At 57.1% G+C, this 23,452-nt stretch carries 17 protein-coding genes and 1 pseudogene; 10 read left to right on the forward strand and 8 right to left on the reverse strand.

Going from position 1 to position 23,452, the window contains the following annotated elements:
• Positions 1-8: 8 nt before the first annotated feature.
• Positions 9-160 (forward strand): annotated as a pseudogene (locus HU727_RS05725) (DUF1345 domain-containing protein); the annotation flags it as partial.
• A gap of 197 nt (positions 161-357) precedes the next feature.
• On the forward strand, positions 358-873 hold the full coding sequence (locus HU727_RS05730) for a hypothetical protein (RefSeq protein ID WP_186529011.1): 516 nt from the start codon (positions 358-360) through the stop codon (positions 871-873).
• Positions 874-940: 67 nt separating this feature from the next.
• On the opposite strand, the gene HU727_RS05735 is transcribed toward HU727_RS05730, so the two are convergent.
• From HU727_RS05735 to HU727_RS05745, 3 genes are all read right to left on the reverse strand, one after another.
• Complete coding sequence (locus HU727_RS05735) at positions 941-3,187, reverse strand: autotransporter outer membrane beta-barrel domain-containing protein (protein ID WP_186529013.1); 2,247 nt, start codon at positions 3,185-3,187, stop codon at positions 941-943.
• Between the two features lie 216 nt (positions 3,188-3,403).
• A complete protein-coding gene (locus HU727_RS05740; protein WP_186529015.1) occupies positions 3,404-5,419 on the reverse strand; it encodes a hypothetical protein in 2,016 nt (671 codons plus the stop codon).
• Between the two features lie 90 nt (positions 5,420-5,509).
• On the reverse strand, positions 5,510-6,301 hold the full coding sequence (locus HU727_RS05745) for a hypothetical protein (RefSeq protein ID WP_186529016.1): 792 nt from the start codon (positions 6,299-6,301) through the stop codon (positions 5,510-5,512).
• Positions 6,302-6,508: 207 nt separating this feature from the next.
• Here HU727_RS05745 and HU727_RS05750 point away from each other — a divergent pair, with 207 nt between their 5' ends.
• The 5 genes from HU727_RS05750 (at position 6,509) to HU727_RS05770 (ending at position 11,832) form a co-directional block, all read left to right on the forward strand.
• Positions 6,509-7,537 carry a LacI family DNA-binding transcriptional regulator gene (locus tag HU727_RS05750; protein ID WP_186529018.1) on the forward strand — a complete coding sequence of 343 codons (1,029 nt, stop codon included), beginning with the start codon at positions 6,509-6,511 and terminating at the stop codon, positions 7,535-7,537.
• 153 nt (positions 7,538-7,690) lie between these two features.
• Positions 7,691-8,473: a sugar phosphate isomerase/epimerase family protein gene (locus tag HU727_RS05755; protein WP_186529019.1), complete on the forward strand. Its 783-nt coding sequence runs from the start codon at positions 7,691-7,693 to the stop codon at positions 8,471-8,473.
• The gene (locus HU727_RS05760) at positions 8,466-9,485 is read left to right on the forward strand and encodes a sugar kinase (RefSeq protein WP_186529021.1); all 1,020 of its coding nucleotides are present in this window, start codon (positions 8,466-8,468) and stop codon (positions 9,483-9,485) included. The genes HU727_RS05755 and HU727_RS05760 overlap by 8 nt, the downstream gene beginning before the upstream one ends.
• Before the next feature lie 57 nt (positions 9,486-9,542).
• Positions 9,543-10,841 carry an MFS transporter gene (locus HU727_RS05765; RefSeq protein ID WP_186529023.1) on the forward strand — a complete coding sequence of 433 codons (1,299 nt, stop codon included), beginning with the start codon at positions 9,543-9,545 and terminating at the stop codon, positions 10,839-10,841.
• Between the two features lie 13 nt (positions 10,842-10,854).
• Complete coding sequence (locus HU727_RS05770) at positions 10,855-11,832, forward strand: 2-hydroxyacid dehydrogenase (protein WP_186529025.1); 978 nt, start codon at positions 10,855-10,857, stop codon at positions 11,830-11,832.
• 116 nt (positions 11,833-11,948) lie between these two features.
• Here the strand turns inward: HU727_RS05770 and HU727_RS05775 are convergent, their stop codons facing one another.
• From HU727_RS05775 to HU727_RS05790, 4 genes are all read right to left on the reverse strand, one after another.
• Positions 11,949-13,136 carry a pyridoxal phosphate-dependent aminotransferase gene (locus HU727_RS05775; protein ID WP_186529033.1) on the reverse strand — a complete coding sequence of 396 codons (1,188 nt, stop codon included), beginning with the start codon at positions 13,134-13,136 and terminating at the stop codon, positions 11,949-11,951.
• 41 nt (positions 13,137-13,177) lie between these two features.
• Positions 13,178-14,803 carry a methyl-accepting chemotaxis protein gene (locus tag HU727_RS05780; RefSeq protein WP_186529035.1) on the reverse strand — a complete coding sequence of 542 codons (1,626 nt, stop codon included), beginning with the start codon at positions 14,801-14,803 and terminating at the stop codon, positions 13,178-13,180.
• 187 nt (positions 14,804-14,990) lie between these two features.
• Positions 14,991-16,130, reverse strand: a complete 1,140-nt coding sequence (locus tag HU727_RS05785) for a glycerate kinase (protein ID WP_186529037.1) — start codon at positions 16,128-16,130, stop codon at positions 14,991-14,993.
• Between the two features lie 205 nt (positions 16,131-16,335).
• Entirely contained in the window at positions 16,336-17,454 is a 1,119-nt protein-coding gene (locus HU727_RS05790) for a sugar diacid recognition domain-containing protein (protein ID WP_186529039.1), read from the reverse strand.
• 171 nt (positions 17,455-17,625) lie between these two features.
• Between HU727_RS05790 and HU727_RS05795 the strand changes: the two genes are divergently transcribed.
• The 3 genes from HU727_RS05795 to rarD all read left to right on the forward strand — a co-directional run bounded on the left by HU727_RS05795 (position 17,626) and on the right by rarD (position 22,209).
• Positions 17,626-18,936 carry an MFS transporter gene (locus tag HU727_RS05795; RefSeq protein ID WP_186529041.1) on the forward strand — a complete coding sequence of 437 codons (1,311 nt, stop codon included), beginning with the start codon at positions 17,626-17,628 and terminating at the stop codon, positions 18,934-18,936.
• 158 nt (positions 18,937-19,094) lie between these two features.
• On the forward strand, positions 19,095-21,212 hold the full coding sequence (locus tag HU727_RS05800) for an acyltransferase family protein (RefSeq protein WP_186529043.1): 2,118 nt from the start codon (positions 19,095-19,097) through the stop codon (positions 21,210-21,212).
• 115 nt (positions 21,213-21,327) lie between these two features.
• Positions 21,328-22,209: an EamA family transporter RarD gene (gene rarD / locus HU727_RS05805; RefSeq protein WP_186529045.1), complete on the forward strand. Its 882-nt coding sequence runs from the start codon at positions 21,328-21,330 to the stop codon at positions 22,207-22,209.
• Positions 22,210-22,269: 60 nt separating this feature from the next.
• Here the strand turns inward: rarD and hppD are convergent, their stop codons facing one another.
• Positions 22,270-23,346 carry a 4-hydroxyphenylpyruvate dioxygenase gene (gene hppD / locus HU727_RS05810; protein ID WP_186529047.1) on the reverse strand — a complete coding sequence of 359 codons (1,077 nt, stop codon included), beginning with the start codon at positions 23,344-23,346 and terminating at the stop codon, positions 22,270-22,272.
• Between the last annotated feature and the right edge of the window lie 106 nt (positions 23,347-23,452).

The following is a 23,452-nucleotide window of genomic DNA, read 5'->3' on the forward strand; positions in this document are numbered from 1 at the left end:
ACGCATTGTTCACCGTCGGCGTCGCGGTGCAAACTCGGATGTAGGCGTAGCGACACGGGGCGTCCGCAAAATCGTGCTGCCGCAATCGTTGATTGGTTTTGTGTTTAACACGGCGATTCTTGGGTTTTCGATCAACATCGCGGCAGGAATGGTCGGATGAGAGTTTAATACTGAATGCTATCTCCGAATCATAAACAGGCCTGACAAGCGTTCGATTAAAGCTTCATATTAAATCCATTTTGTAAACTGTCAGGTCTTACAGGTTACAAAATTGTTGACTTGGCATTAGATAAGCTGATCCCGCCAGTTTATTCCTGAAGGCGAGATATCACTTGTCATGACAGCGGAGACTGAATAATGAACGCACTTGCAAAGGTCGCATCATCTACGTTTCAAGGAAAATGCCACGGTTTAGTAAACGGAACAGAAACCTTCGATGCTGGGTTGGTTGAGCTGTTCGACGCCATCTATCCACCGCCGCACGGTGAAGCTCATGTCATGCTCGCAACGCAAAGGAAGCCTGCACCTGATTACACGACCAAAGAACTGAAAATCTCATTTTCAAAAGGGAAGCCGGACGCTACATATGGTCTCTATCCGGATGCCTACACGGTGCGGGTACTTTTTGTCGATAACAGCAGCCCCGAGAAACCCGTCGTTTACTCGCAGTATCAGGGACAGGCACGAGTGGCGTTCGACGCCCAGAGCCATACTTTCTCCGGACAAATCAGCGTAACTCTCGAAAACTTGGATGAAGATACGCGCAGAACTATTGATGTAAAAATTGATTTCGAAGCCTATCAACGCGTACCTGCCAAAAAAATCCATCGTCGCCCATCTGCTAAGGTTGTAGATAAGGTTGTGGGTTGCTGATTTAGTTTCTTGCAGTCAATAAAAAAGGAAGTCAAGGCTTCCTTTTTTATTGACTACCAACCTTACGTTAGAACGAATAGCGAAGCCCCAGGGTTAGCCCCGCCGGTTGGCGGAAATTTTTGCCATCACTGTATTCATAATCTGCATGCATTTGCAGCTTGTTTGTCATTGACACGGACATCCCTGCGCCGAGCAACGACCGCGCACCGGAAAGATCGTTCTTGAACACGTTATTGTTGACCTGAACTTCATTGTTTTTGGCGAACTCGTAAGCTGCCCCCACACGCAGGTAGGGCTGCACCCCAATATCGTTGCTCAATGAGTAGTTCCGGCCTACTGTAATTCCTGCCTCACCCAGTAGCGAGCGCGCGCGATCACCTTCGGCATGCAAATCGTTATCAAGAGAAAAATCCTTGCCCTGAATAACCACGGCAGACCATTTTGTGAACGGCTCCATGAAATAACCGTCATCGAATTTGATATGCCGGCCGAACTCGATCGAACCACCTACTCCCGTATTGTCGTAGCCACCCTTGGCGCGCTCCCCGTCGCTCAGACCGACCTTCGCATCATTGCGAAAACGGTTCGCTTTGATAACACCGTCGAGATAGTAACCACTCGCGGCATCCAGCCAGGTGACATAGGTGCCGAGATAATAGCTGTCGACTTTACCTGAGGTTCCCGCATCGAGATTGAGATCGGATTGACTGTGGCCACCCATGATTCCCAATAACCATTGTCCATCACCGATCGGCAACTGTGTGTCCGCCCCAAGCGTGAAACCGTATTGGGTCTGTTCGTAACCGACACCGGATCCATCGGCAATTTGATACTTGTTGCCATAGGTGCGTCCCCACGCGCCCGCCTTGCCACTGTTCAATCGCAACTCGCCCATTCGAGTACGCAAAGAGGTCAGCTCTCCGTACCAGGCAGGCAACGGCGTATTGAACAATGCGAGCACCGAACGAGCTCCAGGGCTGATAACCCGTGTTTCCGGATCCAGAATCCAGTCATTACCACTTTTGGCCAAACCGTAGGAATAAGCGCCCTGATCGACATTACGGGGAAGCGTAAAAACCGCATCGCCCCCAGCGGTTTTGACGACCGTAACCGGTTGACCTGCCGGCAGTTCGGTACCACTGCTTTCGATCAGCAACTGGTGGGAGCCACTGGCGGTTCCAGTGACATTCAACAGGTCCGTGCGCCCCGTCGCCAGATCAGTGGCCATGATGAACTTGCCACTCCCGGACAATTCGGCCACGTTCAGTTGGTAGAACGCATTGTTGTCACCAAACTTGATCGATCCACCATCAAGCACCAGTTTTTCAACCTGACTATTGTCAACCAACACCCATTGGGAGGTACCACTTATGGTCGCACTGCTGACGTTCTCCAGACGCCCGGTGAGAACGGAGTTGTTCTGCAGGGTCAACTCGGAATGGCTTCCGTTTTCAACAATGATGTTGCCATTCAACGTGCTGGCGTTGACCGTCATCAATGCAGTCGCGCCGCCTTTGACCTCTAACAACGTGTTATTGCCCGCTAACAAACGGGAGTTATTCAGCGTCAAAGTGGCCGTCTCCTCAGCCACATTGCCGAAATCGACGACAATCGCCGACCCGGTTATGCCATGGACAGTGGTCTTATCAAGATTAAGCGTTGCCGGTGCAGTACCCGTGATATCCAGTTCGATCAATACGCCGTTCTGGTTGCCAGTGATCGTGCTGCTTCTGGCGATCGCATCGGCACTCTGCAACCACATGCCATAACTGGTAGAGCCCGTTCCAACCAACGTGGAGTCCGCGATATTGATCAAGCTATGCGAGGTTGCGAATGCTCCAGCGTCAATACCAGTGATGGTGCTGTTACCCGTTATGTTCAGGATGGAACCGGCCTGAGCATTAGAAAACCGCACGGCTGAGGCGCCAAACTCTTCACCACTGACGGTGCTGTTATTGACGTTACCTTGACTTGAAATCAGGAGCAGACCTGATTGTCCGTTTGTTCCCGTGACTGTCGCACCATCGATGGAAAGAGTGGAATTATCACTGACACTGATTTCCCTGGTACTACTGCCCGCGTTTATGTTGACCCTGGAGCTATCCGCGTTGATACCAAGAGTCTGTGCATTGTTGATATTCAGCGTTGCGTTTTGCGTCAGGAACCAGCTTTCGATGGCATCGCCGTTGTTGACAGTGGCAGTTCCCCCTACCAACGAACCCGCGGAAACAAAGGAAGATGGCAACACAAGCGAGATACACAGCGCTGTCATCCTGGAAGGGGGGGAAATAAAGGATCTGAAAGGTATTTGCATACTGACAACCTGCCTCGAGAAAAGGATCGACTTCATTGACGAGATTTCAATGAAAGCTCGCGCATCTGAAAGGTTCGCTAGGCTAAAGAGTAATTACGCGTTGTTATGTAGGACTTATCCCTAATGCGTAAGGAAAAATCGTCGAAACCTCCATCCTATTGGGAAAGGACTACGGCGGACACAAAAGCGCTGCTCGGTGCCCACCGTATTCATAGGTCAAGGAACCGGATTGGCTATCTCACAGTAATCGGTGTCGTTATCCAGCAAGAACACAAAATGGACAGCCGCATCAGACGCTGGAACAACATCAGTGATGGTATAGGTAAGTTTTCCGTAGCCATTGGAAACAGGTTTGAAATGGGTCATGTACGCACCAATATCCGTTTCAATACCTTCAGGAGGTACCGTTCCGCTAATAGCTATGTCTCTGGTAACTAAAGTTCCCTCAATAGGTATCGTTGCACTTTCATCTTCATAGCCTTGCCACTTCAGTGTCACTGTCCGTCCATCGATCAGCGAAGCGCTAAACGGAATAATGACTTTGAGATTGCGACGATTAGTGCCATCACCCGGAAAGCTTGGGTCATCGACTGGCAGAAAATTAAGCGTCGGGCAGGAAATCTCATCAAAAATGAGACGTTGCACCAGTACTTTGGGCAAATCGATTTTGGTGATATCAACGACAACCGTTTCTTTATTTGAAAATACCGGATTAGCCCCCCCCACCGCCGTCAACCGCCACTTGATCATCACATCCGCGATCAGTTTCTCTTCGATAACGGACCAGGGAACAGTAAACGGCCCGATTTCTTCACCCTCTTCACCCGGCTGCAATAACCAAGGTGGCGTCAACTCCTTATCGTCATAAAAGACCGTGACGCTCTGCGCTGACTCGGTAGGAGGCGCATCATAGAGTTGAATGAAAATCTTGGCGTCTTTGCCGTGGTCATTATCATCAAGCTCATTATCTACACCTTGCGACGACACCAACCGAGGCAACTCAAGCAACGGATTGACTTCACTTGGTTCATCCGGATTCACAGGACCGGGGTAAGAAATATCCACGGTGATATTTGCTTTCTCGGTGGCGATGGGATCACCCGAGCCGCGAAACATTTCATAACTGACGGTCGTAGGCACCTGCCCATCAGTTGAACCATAGGCAACCTTGATCACAGTGGTGTAATCCACAGGAAAAATCAGAATTGTACTGGTGCCGACTCGTTGCTCTGGTAGTGAGATACCCTGCCACTTGGCAATGATGGTGTCAGACGGCGAGTTTGGCAGTGGAACCGGTACTTCAATGGTTACACCCAGTTTGCAGTCAGCCATATTAATCAACGTATCCCCGTCAGTGCCATCTGCCAACGGTACAACTGGCGGCAACGGTACGGGTGGCGCCAAGCGTCGGACATTGCGCTGATTGGGTTTGGATTGCTTGCTAATGTTGCCTGCAAGATCTCTGACAATAAAAGTCAGCGTATTCAAACCTTCTGTCGATTTCTGAAAAATATCAACCGGGATCAGTATTTCACCCGAGGCAAGCAATGGAATGTCTTTCATGACGGGGGTTGCGTAAGCAGGGTCCGAAGGCACCCCCCAGTAGACGTCACAAACGTCTGAGGGATTGGTATTGGCCGCAAGCGTCACGGTTACCTTAATGCCTGTAGGATTAGCGCCCAGATAGGCATCATCGATATCCTTGGTCGGTGGCAAGTCGGCGGGAAATGAAATGGCTGGCGGGGAATAATCGGTCTCCGGTGTTTTGGTTTTATAAGGTTTGGTTTTATCGATGTGGTACTCAGTAACAACCCGAGGGCCCGGGTTACTTCCGTTTGCAAATAATTGATAGATCAACTCCCACTCGGTGGGTGCTTCAGGCGTTGCAAGCTCCTCCAGCCTAGAGAGGGGAATAAATAATGGCAATGGCCATACACGGTCAGCGACAGGCCCCAAATCCAGTTTGGGAACGATTGGAATCAGGGTTGCAGTGCCTTTTACCCGCAAATCGACGGTCAGCCTATCCCGGGCGTATTGAACTGGAGGTTGGGGGATCTGGTATTCCAACGGAGCCGTAAGCGATGCAATCGGGATGCGCAAATCACCGCCAGGCAAATTCTGAGCCGGAATCTTTGCCGGATCTACACGACTATTGCGAGCACTCCGAGCACTCCGAGCACTCGCTGGCGATACTTTCTGAGCCGATGTCGAACCTTCAACTTTCGCATTCATGTAATTGCTCCTTTTAAACATACGATTGCGCCACGCCAGGCTTTCAGCGTACATCGGCACTCATTTTCACAGCGCTATGTACCATCCGTTTCAAGGACCGCAGGGTGGGTCTTCTCCTGTAACGACCCGATCTATCTTTACCAGCCCTTTTTTTGATGTACCAATCAACTTTAAACCACGGTAGATGGAGTACGTCGTAATCGCCGAAGCCTTATTGATCATGGGTTCAATATGCGGAACAAAGGGTTCAACAACGACAGGAAAACCTTTATCGATTTCTGTCTCGGTCAATGAACTCTTTTTGATTAGCTTATAGGTCCGATCAATAGGCACGCCACTGCCATTTAGACTCAGATAACCAATCCACTCGACTTCGCATCTATCGCCACTTTGCACAAACGCGGGTAGAGGTGGTACTTGTATCTCTATGCCTGTCCAGATCGGCGGCTGTGTTTCACAGTTAAGATATCCATCGGAATTCGCCTTCGGATACGTTACAGCCAGCAACCCCCTCACGACGTGATCGATAGTGAGCTTGCGAGGTAGCGAATTTGACGGATTTTGAACGTAGTTACGGGTTTGATAGAAGACTTCAACTACACCATCCGTCGTTAAATACTCAGGACCAATCGGAATCACGAACTCACGCTCGGTGATCGGCGTGGTGTAAGTTTGGCTCAAATCAAATTCAATGACTGCTCCCCGTCTCATCCGCACAATAAGCGTGTCTTGCCTTCCATCTGGTGATTGCACCGGCCAAATCGGAACAACCACTTCTATTCCTGTAATCAACAACTCCAGCGGGATGCGCCCGTCAGGATCATCATCTGCAACTCCGACTACTTTTGGCGGGTTGTATACCAGGATTTCACTAGGCGGCATGACCATCTCCACAGGCGAACTTTCAAAGCGTTCCTGCAACAAATTAGGCGCTTGCTTTAACTACTTGCCTACTGTCAGATCTGACAGGTAATTCGACCGTTCATCGGAATCTCCCCCTGCGCGCGGAGGTTTACTACTTGACGCTTTCCGGCAAATACTGTTTTCTGAAACCGGTTTCAGCACCACCCAATAACAAAAAGGTCCGCAATGAACGACTTCTCCGCCGCCCAGCGCAGCCGCGTGACCATGCTCGACGTCGCCGAACGCGCCGGGGTGTCCAAGGCCAGCGTCTCGCGCTTCATCGGCGATGATCGCGCCCTGCTCTCGGATGCCATTGCCTTGCGCATCAAACAGGCCATCAGCGAACTCGGCTACCGTCCCAATCAAATGGCCCGTGGCCTGAAACGCGGACGTACGCGCCTGATCGGCATGCTCGTCGCCGATATCCGTAACCCTTATTCGATTGCCGTGATGCACGGGGTGGAAACCGCCTGCCGTGCGCACGGCTACAGCCTGGTGGTGTGCAACACCGACCGTGATGACGAGCAGGAACGCCAGCACCTCGCACTGCTGCGCTCGTACAACATCGAAGGGCTGATCGTGAACACGCTGGGCCATCATCGTGACGAGTTGCATGAGCTGCGCCGCGAGATGCCGCTGGTGCTGGTGGATCGCAAGGTCGCCGGGCTCGACAGCGACATGGTCGGGCTGAACAATCCGCAAGCGGTGGAGATGGCGTTCACACACCTTGAGCAGCGCGGGTATCGGAATCTTTTGATGGTCACCGAGCCGTACGACGGCACCAGTTCGCGGATCGAGCGTGTCAGCAGTTTTCAGGCGCAGATTGCTCAGCACTCGGGGTTGAACGGGGTAGTTGTTGAAACCGGTGATCACCTTGAAAACGACCTTCAGAACTTTTTGAACAAAACCGATGCCGGACCAAGAGCGCTGTTTTGCGCCAACGGCGTAGCAGCGCTGGCGGCGACTCAAGCGCTTCGGGCGCTAGGTGTGCGCTTGTTTGAGGACGTCGGGCTGATTGCCCTGGATGATCTGGATTGGTATCCGTTGGTGGGCAGCGGGATTACGGCGCTGGCCCAACCGACGCAAGAGATAGGCGCGCGGGCGTTCGAGTGTTTGCTCAAGCGCTTGCGTGGAGATGATGACTTAGCGCGAGTGCTGGATTTTGCGCCGGTGCTGATTGAACGGGGTTCGACCCGAGGGATTGGCGGCGTCTGATCTGGCGCTTTCGCGAGCAGGCTCGCTCCCACAGGTGACCGCGTTCCAGGTGTGGGAGCGAGCCTGCTCGCGAAGGCGCCCGGAAGGACACCACAGAACCATCTGATACATTTTTTTGAACAAAAATGAAACCGGTTTCAGAGGTCAATAACAATGAATAAACCCGCCGTTTCCATCAGTCTGTCCAGCTACGGCGCCGAGCTTGTGCGCCAACGCGGGCAGGATTCTTTTATCGATGTTCTGGCGGCCGCCGGAGCGAACCGTATCGAATGGCGCGAAGAGTTGCTGACGCGGGAAGACCCTGCGCAACTGGCTCAGGCCACACAGGCGCAGGGCCTGCAAAGCATCTATTCCTCCCCCACCGAACTGTGGCTGGCCGGTCAGGCGCAGCCTAATCCTGAGCTGATCACTGCGCTGCAACAGGCTGAGGCGTTCGGCTCGAAATGGCTGAAAGTTTCTCTCGGCTATTTCACCGACAACAATGATCTGCAGGCCTTGGCCGAACGCCTGAAGCACACTCCGGTGCAGTTGCTGGTGGAAAACGACCAGACCCTGCATGGTGGGCGCATCGAGCCGTTCCAGCGGTTCTTCGCCGCCGTGGAGCAGCACGACTTGCCGATCAAAATGACTTTCGACATCGGCAACTGGCACTGGCAGGACCAATCCGCCGCCAGCGCCGCACGTGCACTGGGGCGTCATGTCGGTTACGTGCATTGCAAAGCCGTGGCCCGCCGCGCCGACGGCAAACTGGTCGCCGTACCGCCGGACGTCAGCGACCTGCACCTGTGGGAGCAACTGCTGCGGCACATGGATCAAGGCGTTATGCGGGCCGCCGAATACCCGTTGCAGGGTGATGATCTGGTTGAGTTGACCACTGAACACGTTGCCACCCTCGCCCGCCTCGGCCAATCCCGTCTGGAGCCAGCCCATGTCTGAGATCGATATTCTTTCGTTTGGCGAAACCATGGCAATGCTGGTCGCCGAACAGACCGGCGATCTGGCGAAGGTCGAGCAGTTTCACAAGCGCATTGCCGGGGCGGACAGCAACGTGGCGATCGGCTTGTCGCGGCTAGGTTTCAACGTAGCCTGGCTGAGCCGGGTCGGCAATGATTCCCTTGGCCGTTTCGTTGTCGAAACGTTAGTTAAGGAAGGTCTGGACTGCAGCCACGTTGAGGTCGATAAAAACCAACCGACCGGCTTCCAGTTCAAATCGCGCAACGACGACGGCAGCGACCCGCAGGTCGAATATTTCCGCCGTGGCTCGGCGGCCAGTCACCTGTCGAAGCAATCAATCACGCCGTCGCTGCTCGATGCCCGCCATCTGCATGCCACTGGGATTCCTCCGGCGCTATCGGCTTCGGCACGGGAAATGTCCTTCGAACTGATGACTCGAATGCGCGCTGCCGGGCGCAGCGTGTCATTCGACCCGAATCTGCGCCCGAGCCTGTGGGCCAGCGAGAGCGAAATGATTCGTGAGATCAACCGACTCGCCGCTCTTGCCCACTGGGTACTGCCGGGGTTGAGCGAAGGTCGCTTGCTCACCGGGTTCGACGACCCGGCGGACATCGCTGCGTTTTATCTGGATCAGGGCGCCGAAGCGGTGGCGATCAAGCTCGGGCCTGAAGGCGCTTATTACCGCACGCATCTGGATCAGGGCTTTGTCGCTGGCGTGCCCGTGACAACCGTGGTCGATACGGTGGGCGCCGGTGACGGTTTTGCGGTGGGGATGATCAGCGCCCTGCTTGAGCACAAGAGTTTTGCCGAGGCGGTGCAGCGGGCGAACTGGATTGGCAGTCGCGCCGTGCAGAGTCGCGGGGATATGGAGGGTTTGCCGACACGCCTGGAATTGTCCGATGAATTCGAAGCTGCCTTCGCGAGCAGGCTCGCTCCCACCGGTGAATGCATTCCAACTGTGGGAGCGAGCCTGCTCGCGAAGAGGCCCGCCTAGGCACTGCAAATTATTGAACCTGCTGCGACAAAAACAACAAGCTCAGGAGTCACACCCATGAAAAACGCAACGCTCGCCACCCGCCGCTGGTGGTACATCATGCCGATTGTGTTCATTACTTACAGCCTGGCCTATCTCGATCGCGCCAACTATGGCTTCGCCGCAGCGTCGGGTATGGCCGAAGACTTGATGATCACCCCGGGCCTGTCCTCGCTGCTCGGCGCGCTGTTTTTCCTCGGTTACTTTTTCTTTCAGGTGCCGGGAGCGATCTACGCGCAAAAGCACAGCGTGAAGAAGCTGATTTTCGTCAGCCTGATTCTTTGGGGCGGTTTGGCTACGCTGACTGGCGTTGTCTCCAACGCCTATTGGCTGATCGTTATTCGCTTCATGCTCGGCGTGGTCGAAGCGGCGGTGATGCCGGCGATGCTGGTCTATCTCTGCCACTGGTTCACCCGGGCCGAACGCTCGCGGGCCAACACCTTTCTGATCCTCGGCAACCCGGTGACCATGCTGTGGATGTCGGTGGTTTCGGGTTATCTGGTGCAGCATTTCAGCTGGCGCTGGATGTTCATCATCGAAGGCCTGCCGGCGGTGTTCTGGGCATTTATCTGGTGGAAACTGGCCGATGATCGTCCGGCCCAGGCCAAGTGGCTGACCGATCAGGAAAAGCAGGATCTGGAAAGCGCGCTCGCCGCAGAGCAGGTCGGCATCAAAGCGGTGAAGAACTACGCCGAGGCGTTTCGTTCGCCGAAGGTGATCATTCTGGCGCTGCAGTTTTTTTGCTGGAGCATCGGCGTCTACGGCTTCGTTCTCTGGCTACCATCGATCCTCAAGGCGGGCGCGCAGATGGACATGATCGAGGCGGGCTGGCTGTCGGCGCTGCCTTATCTGGCGGCCGTGATCGGGATGCTCGTGGTGTCGTGGGGTTCGGACAAACTGCAGAAGCGCAAACGCTTTGTCTGGCCGCCACTGCTGATCGCGTCGATCGCTTTCTACGGCTCTTACGCCTTGGGCGCCGAACACTTCTGGTGGTCGTACACGCTGCTGGTGATTGCCGGCGCCTGCATGTACGCGCCGTACGGACCGTTTTTCGCCATCGTTCCGGAAATCCTGCCGGCCAACGTCGCCGGTGGCGCGATGGCCCTGATCAACAGCATGGGCGCCCTCGGCTCCTTCGGCGGTTCTTATCTGGTCGGTTATCTGAACAGCTCCACCGGTTCGCCCGGCGCTTCGTATCTGCTGATGAGCGGCGCATTGCTGCTGTCGGTGGTGCTGACGATTTTCCTCAAGCCCGGCGCCAGTGATCGCGTCGTCGCCAAAGCCGTCGCCACACCCCGTGTGCCGGCGCATTCCTGAAGAGACTTTTGCCATGAAAAAACAGGTCGTGCTGTACAAAAAACTGTCGCCCGCGCTGATGGCGCGGTTGCAAGAACAATTCGACGTAACGCTGATCGAAAGCCTCGACGCCGACGGCCTCATGCAGTTGCGTGACGCCCTGCCCCGTGCCCACGGTTTGCTCGGGGCCAGCCTGAAACTCGACGCGGCGCTGCTCGATCTGGCCCCGCAACTGCAGGCGATATCCAGCGTTTCGGTGGGTGTCGACAACTACGACATCGGTTACCTGAACCGGCGCCAGATCCTGCTGACCAACACCCCGGACGTGCTCACCGAAACCACTGCCGACACCGGTTTCGCCCTGATCCTCGCCGCCGCCCGGCGCGTGGTCGAGCTGGCCAATATGGTGCGCGGCGGGCAGTGGAGCCGCAACATCGGCCCGGTGCACTTCGGCACCGACGTGCACGGCAAGACGCTGGGCATTATCGGCATGGGCCGCATAGGTGAGGCGTTGGCCCAGCGCGGGCATTTCGGCTTCGGCATGCCGGTGATCTACCACAGCCAATCGCGCAAACCGGCGGTCGAGCAGCGCTTCAACGCGCACTACAAGAGCCTGGAAGATCTGCTCAAGCAGGCTGATTTCATTTGCCTGACCTTGCCGCTGACTGCGCAGACCGAAGGTTTGATCGGCGCTGAACAGTTTGCGCTGATGCGTCCAGAGAGCATTTTTATCAATATCTCGCGGGGCAAAGTGGTCGATGAAGCGGCGATGATCGAGGCGTTACGCAACAACCGCATTCGCGCGGCCGGGCTGGACGTGTTTGAGCGCGAGCCGTTAAACCATGACTCGCCGTTGCTGCAGCTGAGTAATGTGGTGGCGACGCCGCACATGGGCTCGGCGACCCATGAAACCCGTGAAGCGATGGCCAGGTGTGCGGTGGAGAATCTGTTGGCGGCGCTGAATGGAAAGAAGCCTGCGAACCTGGTGAATGCCGCTGCCTGGCAAGGCTGAACTCATCGGCGGCTGTAACGCTGCCTTCGCGAGCAGGCTCGCTCCCACGTTGGAACGCGTTCCCCTGTGGGAGCGAGCCTGCTCGCGAATTGGCTGTTACAGGTAACACAAGACCATCAGGCACTGCGCGCCTGTAAAAGCTGCACCGCACACAACGCAATCCGAGCACAGGCATCCGCCAGTTTGACCCGATCCACCACCAGCCCGATGCGAATGTGCCCCGCCGCGCTCGGCCCGAACGCTTCGCCGGCCAGAACAGAAACGCCATACCCGTCGAGCAGCCGCTCGGCAAACGCCTGGGCGCCGAGGCCGGTCTGGCGCACATCGACCATCACGAACATGCCGCCATCGGGACGAACCGGATGCAGCCCCGGGCAACCGTGCAATCGCTCGCACACCAAATCCCGACGCAGCCGATACTCCTCGCGCATCTGCGCAACCTCAGGCAGATGGCTTTGCAACGCCACTTGCGCGGCTTTCTGCACGAAATCAGGCAGGCCGAAGAGCATGCTCAATGACAAATTAACCAGATGCTCAGCCAACGGCTTCGGGCCAATCATCCAGCCAATGCGCCAGCCGGTCATGGCATGGGATTTCGACAGACTGTTGATGGTCGCAGTCCGCTCAGCCATGCCCGGCAGGCTCGCCGGGCTGATGTGCTCGCCTTCATAAAGAAGCTCGCCGTACACCTCATCGCTGATCAGCCACAAGTCATGACGAATGCACAGCGCCGCCAGTTGCTGCCAGATCAGCAAGGACAGACTCGCCCCACTCGGATTGTTCGGGCTGTTGAGCAGCATCGCGCGGGTTCTCGGCGTGATGCGTGCGGCAACATCGGCCGGGTCGACACGAAAGCCGTTTTCCGGGCGCACCGGCACCGCAATCACCTTGGCGCCGCATGCACCAAACACGCCTTCGTACGTGACATACATCGGCTCGGCAACGATCACTTCATCGCCCGGATCAAGCAGACACTGCGCCACCGAATACACCGCGCATTGCGCGCCGGGCAGGACGATCACCTGGTCGGGATCCACGCGCTGACCACTGCGCTGCCGATGACGCTCGGCAATCAGCCTGCGTAACTCAATACGGCCACGCACGTCGGAGTAATGTGTGTCGCCGGCCAACAGGCTGTCGATGGCGCCATGCACGATCGGCAATGGCGTGTCGAAATCCGGATCGCCCACGCTCAGCAACAGAACATCAACGCCCTCGGCGCGCAATGCCAGCGCTCGGTCGTGAATGTGCCAGGCAGCGGCGCCCTCCCCGGCAATTCGTTGGGTCAAGGCTGAATAGCGCATGTACGTCTCCTGTTGGCGCGATCTCCAGCCTTCACCGTATCTCAAATCACGAAACGCGCCACCATGGCATTCAAATCCACCGCCAGTCGCGAGAGTTCATGGGTTGCAGCGCTGGTCTGGTTGGCACCGGCGGCCGATTGCGTGGCCAGGTCCCGGATGTTCACCAGGTTGCGATCGACCTCCCGGGACACTTGCGCCTGCTCTTCCGAAGCGCTGGCGATGACCAGGTTTCGTTCGTTGATCTGGTGAATCGATTGAGTGATCTGCTCCAGCGCCACGCCAGCAGCGCGGGCCATTTCCAGGGTGGACTGGGTGCGCTGATTGCTTTGCTGCATCGACGAGACCGCTTCACCGGTGCCGTTCTGGATGCCGGCGACCATTTTTTCGATTTCCTGGGTCGACTGCGCGGTGCGATGAGCCAAGGCGCGCACTTCATCGGCCACCACGGCAAATCCACGCCCGGCCTCACCGGCCCGCGCGGCTTCGATGGCGGCGTTGAGAGCCAGCAGATTGGTCTGTTCGGCGATGGCACGAATCACGTCCAGCACCTTGCCGATGTCACGGCCTTGCGCCGCGAGGCCTTCGATCATGTGCGCGGTGTTCTGCACATCGTGGGTCATGGTCTGGATCGCATCGACGGTTTTCACCACTTGGTCACGACCTTCACGGGCGGCGTGGGTCGACTGATTCGATGCTTCGGACGTCGACACGGCGTTGCGCGCGACTTCCTCCACCGCGGCGGTCATCTCATTGACGGCGGTGGCCGCCTGTTCGATTTCGTTGTTCTGCTGTTGCAGGCCTCGGGAGGCCTCTTCGGTGACGGCACTGAGTTCTTCGGCAGCGGCACCCAGTTGGGTGGCAGAACCGGCGATTTGCTCGATGGTTTTGCGCAGATTGGCCTGCATCGCCGCCAAGGCTTCAAGCAGGCGCGCCGGTTCGTCCTTGCCGTCGACTTCGATGGCTTTACTCAGATCACCGCCGGCAATGGTTTGCGCAGCGAGCACCGCACGATTGAGCGGCGTGACGATGCTGCGCGTCAGTAGCCAAGCGAGTAAAACGGTGGCGAGGGCTGCGATCACGGCAACGATGATGATCCCGGTGATGGCGCTGTCGTAGTATCCACCAGCCTGAGTGGCCGCTGCTTTGGCATCGGCGGCGTTGAAAGCGATCAGCTTGTTGAGCTGCTCGCCCATCTGGTCGGTGCCTTCCTTGATTCGCGTATTGATCAGCGCGCGCAGTGCTTCAAGGTTGTCCTGACGCGACAACTCGATCATCTGGTTTTGCGCTTGCAGGTAGTTGTCCAGCGTGGTCGAGAACGTCTGATAGATCGCTCGCTCTTCAGGACTCGCCGGCAACGCAGCGTAGCTGGCCTGGGCCTTGCGCACTTTATCGACCAGCACGCCGATGCGCGTCTGCGCCTCTTGCAGGGCGGTCGGTTCACGGTTGACCAACACGCGGAACGACAGAATGCGCATGCGCAAGACGTTTTCCGTCATCACGCCGAGGTGGGTGACGCTAGGCAGTTGGTTGGTGTCCATATCGACCGATGCCTGGCGGATAACCGTCATGCGGCTGACGGCGAAGACACCGAGCACGATCACCAGCAAGGCGATAAAGGCAAAACCGAGGAAAGCACGGGGCGCGATGTTCAGGTTACGCAGGGACATGGTCGGACTCTCGATAGAAAGAAGCTACGAGCATCCATGCCGTGAACACTGGCCCGTTGGGCGGGCGGCAGTCCGGCGTCACTGTATTTAAGGTTTTGTGTGCGCCTGACCGTTGTATCGGCCAGGCTTGAGGAAGGTTTGGGGTTCGCTGAAAATATTTTCGTAGGAGCTGCCGAAGGCAATGGGGTCAGCGTTTGGCGGCCAGTTTCCAGACGCGGGCGATGTCGGTGGCGCGTTCGCGCAGCAAACGCGGGGCTTCGGCGCAGGCTTGCTCAAGGGTCATCGGTCCGCTGGTCACGGCGAACGCGGCATCGATGCCATGCTCATAGAGTGCCTGATAGCCCTCGCCCAGGGTTCCGGCGATAACGATGACAGGCACACCCTGCTGACTGGCAATCCGGGCAACACCAAACGGGGTCTTGCCGCGCAGGGTCTGCGCATCGAATCGACCTTCCCCGGTAATCACCAGATCCGCGCCTTTGACCGCGTCAGCGAGACCGACCAGTTCCGCCACCACCTCGACGCCGGCCTGAAACCGTGCGCCGAGAAACGTCTTCGCTGCAAACCCCAAACCGCCCGCCGCGCCGCTGCCCGGTTCATCGCGCACATCCCTGCCGAGCGCTTGCGCGCACAATTGGGCAAAGTGCCCCAGCGCCTGATCCAGTTGCTGTACCTGGGCGGGCGAAGCGCCTTTCTGCGGGCCGAATATCGCCGAGGCCCCGTGTGGGCCGCAGAGCGGATTGTTCACATCAGCGGCGATGTCGAAACGCACATCGGCCAGACGCGGATCGAGTTCACTTAGATCGATCTGCGCCAGTTGCGCCAACGCCAGACCACCGGGTATCAGCGATTGTCCTTGCGCATCCAGCAACTTCACGCCCAACGCCTGCATCGCGCCGGCACCGCCGTCATTGGTCGCGCTGCCGCCAATCGCCAAAATCACCCTTTGCGCGCCAGCATCCAGCGCTGCACGAATCAATTCACCGGTGCCAAACGTGCTACTGATGCAGGCATCGCGTTGCCCCGGCGGCACCAATTGCAGGCCGCTGGCCTCGGCCATTTCGATGATCGCGGTGTGGTTGTGCGGCAGCCAGCCCCACGCCGCTTCGACCGGCGCGCCCAAGGGGCCGCGCACGCAGGTGCGGCGTAATTGGCCTTCGCAGGCGGCGAGAATCGACTCGACCGTGCCTTCGCCGCCATCGGCCATCGGGCATTTGACCAGCGTCGCCTGCGGCCAGACCTGCGCCAGCCCGAGGGCGATGGCTTCGGCAACGCCCTGGGCACTCAGGCTGTCCTTGAACGAATCGGGGGCGATGACGATCTTCATGCGAGTTCTCCGGTTGCAATGTCTTTCATGCTGCCAGTCGGCCTGCGCCTTGACGCCTGTCCGCTGCACAAGTGGAGCGGGCGTTTATTGTTCATTTCCACAAAGCCCTGTGTTGAATGTTCCGGCCTCTTCGCGAGCAGGCTCGCTCCCACAGCGCAATGCACTCAAACGTGGGAGCGAGCCTGCTCGCGAAGGCGGCACCCGATCAATTCGGATCTGTCTGCGGCAACAGCTGCACCCCGAGATACAACGCCAACATCCCGTCCAGCTTTAAAGGGTCGACTCCACTCAATTCGGCAATCCGCTCCATCCGGTAACGCAGACTGTTGCGATGAATGCCCAGCGCCTCGGCACAGGCCTGACTCTGACCGTCGTGCTCGCACCAACTGCGCAAGGTCGCCAGCAACTGCCCGTTGCTGTCTTTGGCGATGACTTTGCGCAGCGGCTTGAGCAGCTCATCGAGCGCATCGTCATTGCGATGACGCCACAGCATCACCGGCAGACGATAACGATTGAGCGTCAGCAATCGCGAGTGCGGCAAAACCTCGCGACCATAAGCCAGCAAGTCGCCAACCCGCCGGTAACAGCGACGCAACCCGGCCAACCCATCGGCCTGCCCGCCCACGGCGATGCGCAAAATCTTCCAGCCGAGGCCGTCGAGCTTTTCGAGAAACCGATCATGCTCCACGCCCTGACTCGCCGGACGACACCACAACAGCGACGACTTAGCCGAACTCACGCACCAACTGTCGGGATAGCGCGACATCAGCCACGCGCTCAACGCCTCGACGGTTTGCCCCGGCCCGTGCTCAGGTCCCAGTTCGAAGAGATAGGGCACCCGCGTCAATTGCGGCTTGAGCCCCAACTGCTGCGCCTCATCCACCAGACGCGGCGAGTCACCCGCCTCGCTCAAGAGTAATGCCAGCAGATCATCACAACGCTGCCGCCGCCATTGCTGCTCGGCCTGCTGGTTGCGCTGGCCGACGAGCATTTCGGCGGTCATGCGCACCAGTTCGGCGTAGGTGCGCAATTGCTCCGGCTCGCCGGTGATGCCGAGCACGCCGATCAAACGCTGATCGAGCAACAGCGGCAGGTTGATACCCGGTTGTACGCCTTTGAGATGCACCGCGGTCTGCTCGTCGATTTCCACCACGCGCCCGTTGGCCAGCACCAGTTGCGCGCCCTCATGACGGGTGTTGATGCGCTCCGGTTCACCGCTGCCGAGGATCAATCCCTGGCTGTCCATGACGTTGACGTTGTACGGCAAAATGGCCATGGCCCGGTCGACGATATCTTGGGCAAGGTCGTGATCGAGTTCGAACATAGCGGCTCCAATCCTTCATTTCAGGCACGGACGGTTGTTCACCCGCACAGGGTCTGGCGGCAAACCCTGTGCTCAGGCACAAAGACAATCCGGCCAAAGGTGGCCGAGACTCACAGGGCGATCAACGTTACCCTTTGCATCGCAAAAAATCATAATAAAGAGAGAGCCGCTATGTCGCAGAGCGCCGCAGCTACCCAGACCATCGACGACGGTAAAAACGCCGTCTATAAACGCATCACCCTGCGTTTGATTCCCTTCATTTTCATCTGCTACCTGTTCAACTACCTCGACCGGGTCAACGTTGGATTCGCCAAACTGCAGATGCTCGATGCACTGAAATTCAGCGAAACCGTGTACGGCCTCGGTGCCGGGATTTTCTTCATTGGCTACGTGCTGTGCGGCGTGCCGAGCAACCTGGCGCTGACCCGATTTGGTCCACGACGCTGGATCGCCTTGATGATGATCACCTGGGGCACGCTGTCGACCTGTCTGTTGTTCGTCACCACACCGACCGGGTTCTACACCTTGCGGTTATTCACCGGTGCGGCGGAAGCCGGATTCTTTCCGGGTGTCGTGCTGTATCTCTCGCAGTGGTTCCCAACTTTCCGCCGTGGCCGGATCATGGCGCTGTTCATGTCGGCGATCCCGGTGTCGGGTTTGCTCGGCAGCCCTTTTTCCGGCTGGATCCTCAACCACTTCGCCGCAGGCCAGGGTGGCCTGGCCGGTTGGCAGTGGATGTTTCTGCTGCAAGGCATCCCGACCGTGATCCTCGGCGCGCTGGCGTATTTCCTGTTGAGCGACAGCTACGCCAATGCCAAATGGCTGACTGCACACGAGCGCTCGGTGCTCGAGGCCGACCACGCCGAAGACCTCGCCAACAAACCGAAAACCGCGACCGACTCGCTGCTTGCGGTGTTCAAGAACCCGGCAATCTGGGCCTTCGGCCTGATCTATTTCTGCATTCAAAGTGGCGTCTACGCGATCAATTTCTGGCTGCCGTCGATCATCAAGAACCTGGGTTTCAGCGACAACCTGGTGATTGGCTGGCTGAGTGCGATTCCGTATCTGCTGGCAGCAGTGTTCATGCTGGTGGTCGGGCGTTCGGCGGATTTACGCAAGGAACGTCGCTGGCACTTGGTGGTGCCGATGCTGATGGGCGCGATCGGACTGGTGATCGCGGTTAATTTCGCAGCCAACCCGGCCATTGCTATCCTTGGTTTGACCATCGCGACCATGGGCGCGCTGACCGGCCTGCCGATGTTCTGGCCGGTACCGACGGCGATGCTCAGCGCAGGCGCAGCGGCCGGTGGCCTGGCGTTGATCAACTCGATGGGGCAGATGGCTGGATTCCTCAGCCCGTATCTGGTGGGCTGGGTCAAGGACAGCACCGGCTCGACCGATGCGGCGTTGTATGTGCTGTCCGCGGTAATTGTGGGCGGGAGTCTGTTGGCGTTGCGGATGACGCGAACGTTGCGGGCTTGAGTAGACGTGAGCGATTTTGCGTCGGGCCATATACCGCACCGGACTTAAGATTTTCACCCAGTGCAAAACAGCCGATACAATCGGCTGTTTTTCATTGCATCGCACGCGAGCAAACGGGATTAATGGAATGATCGCTCGGAACCGGCCAAGGACAAGAGATGCTAAATCGCCCCGCAGAGGTATCCGCAAAAGCTTTGCCCAGGCTGCTGAAGAGTCCTGACAACAGAAAGGATCCGCATCCATGCGCTTCAGCCGTGGTGACCGCAACTGGCGGCAATCGTAAATCGTCGATTGAATACCGTGCCGATATCGACGGACTGCGCGCCATTGCCGTTCTGCTTGTGTTGATATTCCACGGCGGTCTGGCGCTGTTTCCGTCGGGATACATCGGCGTCGACATCTTCTTCGTGATCTCGGGCTATCTGACCACCTCGATCATCATGAAATCGCTGGAAAACGGCACGTTCAGCCTCACAGGATTCTACACGCGCCGTATCTGGCGCCTGCAGCCTGCCGTCATTGCGCTGTTGTCGGTGACCTTGCTTGTCACCACGCTCCTGTACTTGCCTGACGACTACATCGACTTCCTGAAAAGCGAGAAGTACACCTCGCTACTGATTTCCAACCAGTACTTTTCCAAAGTGACATCGGGCTATGCCACACCCGATGCCGCCAGCCTTCCGTTACTGCACACCTGGTCGCTGGCCATCGAATGGCAGTGGTATCTGGTGCTGCCGTTGGGCATCTGGGTGCTCCATCGTTATCTGGCTCAGCGTGTTTTCAAGGCCATTGTGCTCGGTTTGACACTGACGGCGATGGCGCTTGCGCTGTACCTGTCGCGGGCGCATCCCGACCTCAATTACTATTTCTTCACAGCCCGCATCTTCGAACTGATGATCGGTTCCTGCGCAGTCATTTTCAGCTCGGAGAGATTCAGACTGGGTCGTTTGAGCGCATCACTGATTTGCGCACTGGCCCTCGCCACGCTGGTCTACTGCGCAACGCTGGACGATATCCTTGGCGGTTTTCCAAACAACCATGCCATCGCGGTGTGTATCGCCACTGCGCTATTGCTCTTTCGCGGTATCGGCGACGTCGGCATCACGTCAAGTATTCTTGCGTTCAAACCGCTTGTGTTTATCGGCACACTCTCCTACTCCTTGTATTTATGGCACTGGCCGGTGCTGGCGGTGATGAGCTATCTGGGCATCGCCCTGACGCTGGTAACAACAGTCATGTATTTCGTTGCCACGTTCGTGATCGCCTACATTTCCTATGTCCTGGTCGAAAGCAAGTTTCGCAAAGTCCGGATCGGCTTTAGCAGAACGCTGCTGTTACTGATGATTCTTCCGGCGATCAGCCTTTCACTTCTTCACTCGGCGGCCAAGAACCAGGACGGCTGGCCAAACCGCTTCGGCGCGGATTCCATCGCCATGTTCCAGAGTTTGAAGGCATCTGTACCGGCCAATCGTGAGGACTGCCTGGGTGTCAGCGACGGCAACAAGCCCGGCTGCATTATGGGCGCCGCGCAAGCAAAACCGCAGGTATTACTGATGGGTGATTCCTATTCGAATCACTATTGGGGCTTTGTCGAAACACTGGCCATGGATGCCGGTCTTTCGGTATTGGCACAGGGTTATCCGGCGTGTCTGGCACTGCCGAGGATTTATCTATACAACTGGTACAAAGCCAAAAACGCCTTGTATGAAAAATGCCACGCCGCCGCGCAGCGCTACTATGCGCTTATCGCGAGCAGTCAATTTCAATACGTGATCATTGGCCAGTTTTGGGAGGCCTACCTCACCGATTCGATTGTCACCAAACTCGATGACCCGCGCAGCCACGAATTGTCGCAGCAACGCCTCGGCGCAGCGATTCGAGAAGCCATGGCTATCATCGTAAAAAGCGGCGCCACACCTGTTCTGTTGATGAACACCTCGCCTATGCCGACAGGTATCAATGAATGCCTGCTGAAACGGGTCAAGCTACGGGGATTGATGGGCAGCGCCGAGCAAAGCAGCGCGTGCGCTTCGGTGCCATGGTCAGGCCTTGAAGATCCCTTCATGGCAAAACTGTTCAGTGAACTGAAAACCGAGTATCCGAGTCTTTTGGTCATTGATCCGAAAGGCGTGCAATGCAAGGACGGTAACTGCATGACGACCGTCGATGGGGTGCCGGTCTATCGTGACATCGGGCATGTTTCAGATTACGCGTCCTATAAATTTGGGGAGATGTACCTCCAGCGCTTTGGCAATCCGCTGAAAATCACGCCATAGCGAGGGTTATGTTTGGTGCGGTGTGGCGTGGGAAATAGTGAGCATGCGCTCAATATTCAGCACGAAAACCACGTATGCTGCGCGCCCCGTTTGATCTCCGCCCCGCGAGGACAGTTTGTCTAAAGGTATCGCTCTATCGGTGTCAGCCTCGGTGCTGTTCGCCGTCATGTATTACTACACATCGTTGCTCACACCCTTGAGCGGCGTGGAAATCTTCGGCTGGCGGATGTTGCTCACCGTGCCGTGCATGACCGTGTTCATGCTGGTTTCCGGGGAATGGCGGCGGGTTGTGGAACTGATCCGAATGCTCACGGCGAAGCCGAAACTGATCGCTGGCTTGATCGTCTCGTCCGCCCTGCTCGGCGTGCAATTGTGGTTGTTCATGTGGGCGCCGCTCAATGACTACAGCCTGGACGTGTCGCTGGGCTATTTCCTGCTGCCACTGGCGATGGTGCTCACCGGGCGGATTGCCTACGGCGAGAGCCTGTCTTATCTGCAGAAAATCGCGGTGTGCCTTGCCAGCCTCGGCGTCCTGAACGAGCTGTATCAGGTGGGCGGATTTTCCTGGGCGACACTGGTGGTCGTGGTCGGCTATCCGCTGTACTTCGTGCTGCGTAAATACCTGAAAACCGACAATCTCGGCGGCTTGTGGATCGACATGACACTCATGCTGCCGATCGCCTACTGGTTTGTTCAGGGCGGCGAACAAGGCCTGGCCGTGTTTGACCAGTACCCGGGGCTGATGTGGCTGATTCCCCTGCTGGGCCTGATCAGTGCTTCTGCGCTGGTGGTGTACATCATCGCCAGCCGCTTGCTGCCGTTCAGTCTGTTCGGGTTATTGAGCTATGTGGAACCGGTGTTGTTGCTCGCTGTGGCGTTGCTCTTGGGCGAAAGCATCAAGTCGAGTGAATGGCTGACGTACATTCCGATCTGGCTGGCGGTTGTGGTGCTGGTGTTCGAAGGCTTCAAGCACCTGATGCGGCAACGCCGCTCTTAGAATCAAAAAAATCCCGGCCCTGCATCGCTGCAGGTCGGGATTTTTCATTTCGGGTGCGAATTACTCCGTGGCAAGCACACCACGACGCACCTGATCACGCTCGATCGACTCGAACAGTGCCTTGAAGTTGCCCTCGCCGAACCCATCGTCGCCTTTTCGCTGGATGAATTCGAAGAACACCGGGCCCATCAGGGTTTCCGAGAAGATCTGCAGCAGCAGACGCTTGTCGCCCTGCTCCGACGCGCCGTCGAGCAGAATACCGCGCGACTGCAGCTGATCGACCGGTTCGCCGTGGTTCGGCAGGCGACCTTCCAGCATTTCGTAATAAGTGTCCGGCGGCGCGGTCATGAAACGCATGCCGATCTTCTTCAACTGATCCCAGGTCTTGATCAGGTCGTCAGTGAGGAACGCAACGTGTTGAATGCCCTCGCCGTTGAACTGCATCAGGAACTCTTCGATCTGCCCGGCGCCCTTGGACGATTCTTCGTTGAGCGGGATGCGGATCATGCCATCCGGGGCCGTCATGGCTTTCGAGGTCAGGCCGGTGTACTCGCCCTTGATGTCGAAATAACGGATTTCACGGAAGTTGAACAGTTTCTCGTAGAAATTCGCCCAGTAAGCCATGCGGCCGCGATACACGTTGTGGGTCAGGTGATCGATGATTTTGAGGCCGGCACCGACCGGGTTGCGATCAACGCCTTCGATAAACACGAAGTCGATGTCATAGATCGAGCTGCCCTCGCCAAAACGGTCGATCAGGTACAGCGGCGCGCCGCCGATGCCCTTGATCGCCGGCAGGTTGAGCTCCATCGGACCGGTTTCGATGTGAATCGGCTGGGCACCGAGTTCCAGTGCGCGACTGTAGGCCTTTTGCGAATCCTTGACGCGGAACGCCATGCCGCAAACGGACGGGCCGTGTTCGGCGGCGAAATAAGAGGCGACGCTGTTGGGCTCGTTGTTGAGGATCAGGTTGATCGCGCCCTGACGGTACAGGTGCACGTTCTTGGAACGGTGGGTAGCGACTTTGGTGAAGCCCATGATCTCGAAGATCGGCTCCAGCGTGCCGGGAGTCGGCGATGCGAACTCGATGAACTCAAAGCCCATCAGGCCCATTGGGTTTTCGTATAAATCTGCCATGGTGACGCCTCATCATTTCTTATCAATTAACCAGGGTTATTTGTCAGGAAGTGAGGTGGAGGGAGGCGCGCAGGAGATGCCACGCACGCTGCGGGCGAGGAAGTCT

Origin of the sequence: Pseudomonas khorasanensis, assembly GCF_014268505.2 — a bacterium.
Taxonomy (GTDB): Bacteria; Pseudomonadota; Gammaproteobacteria; order Pseudomonadales; family Pseudomonadaceae; genus Aquipseudomonas; species Aquipseudomonas khorasanensis.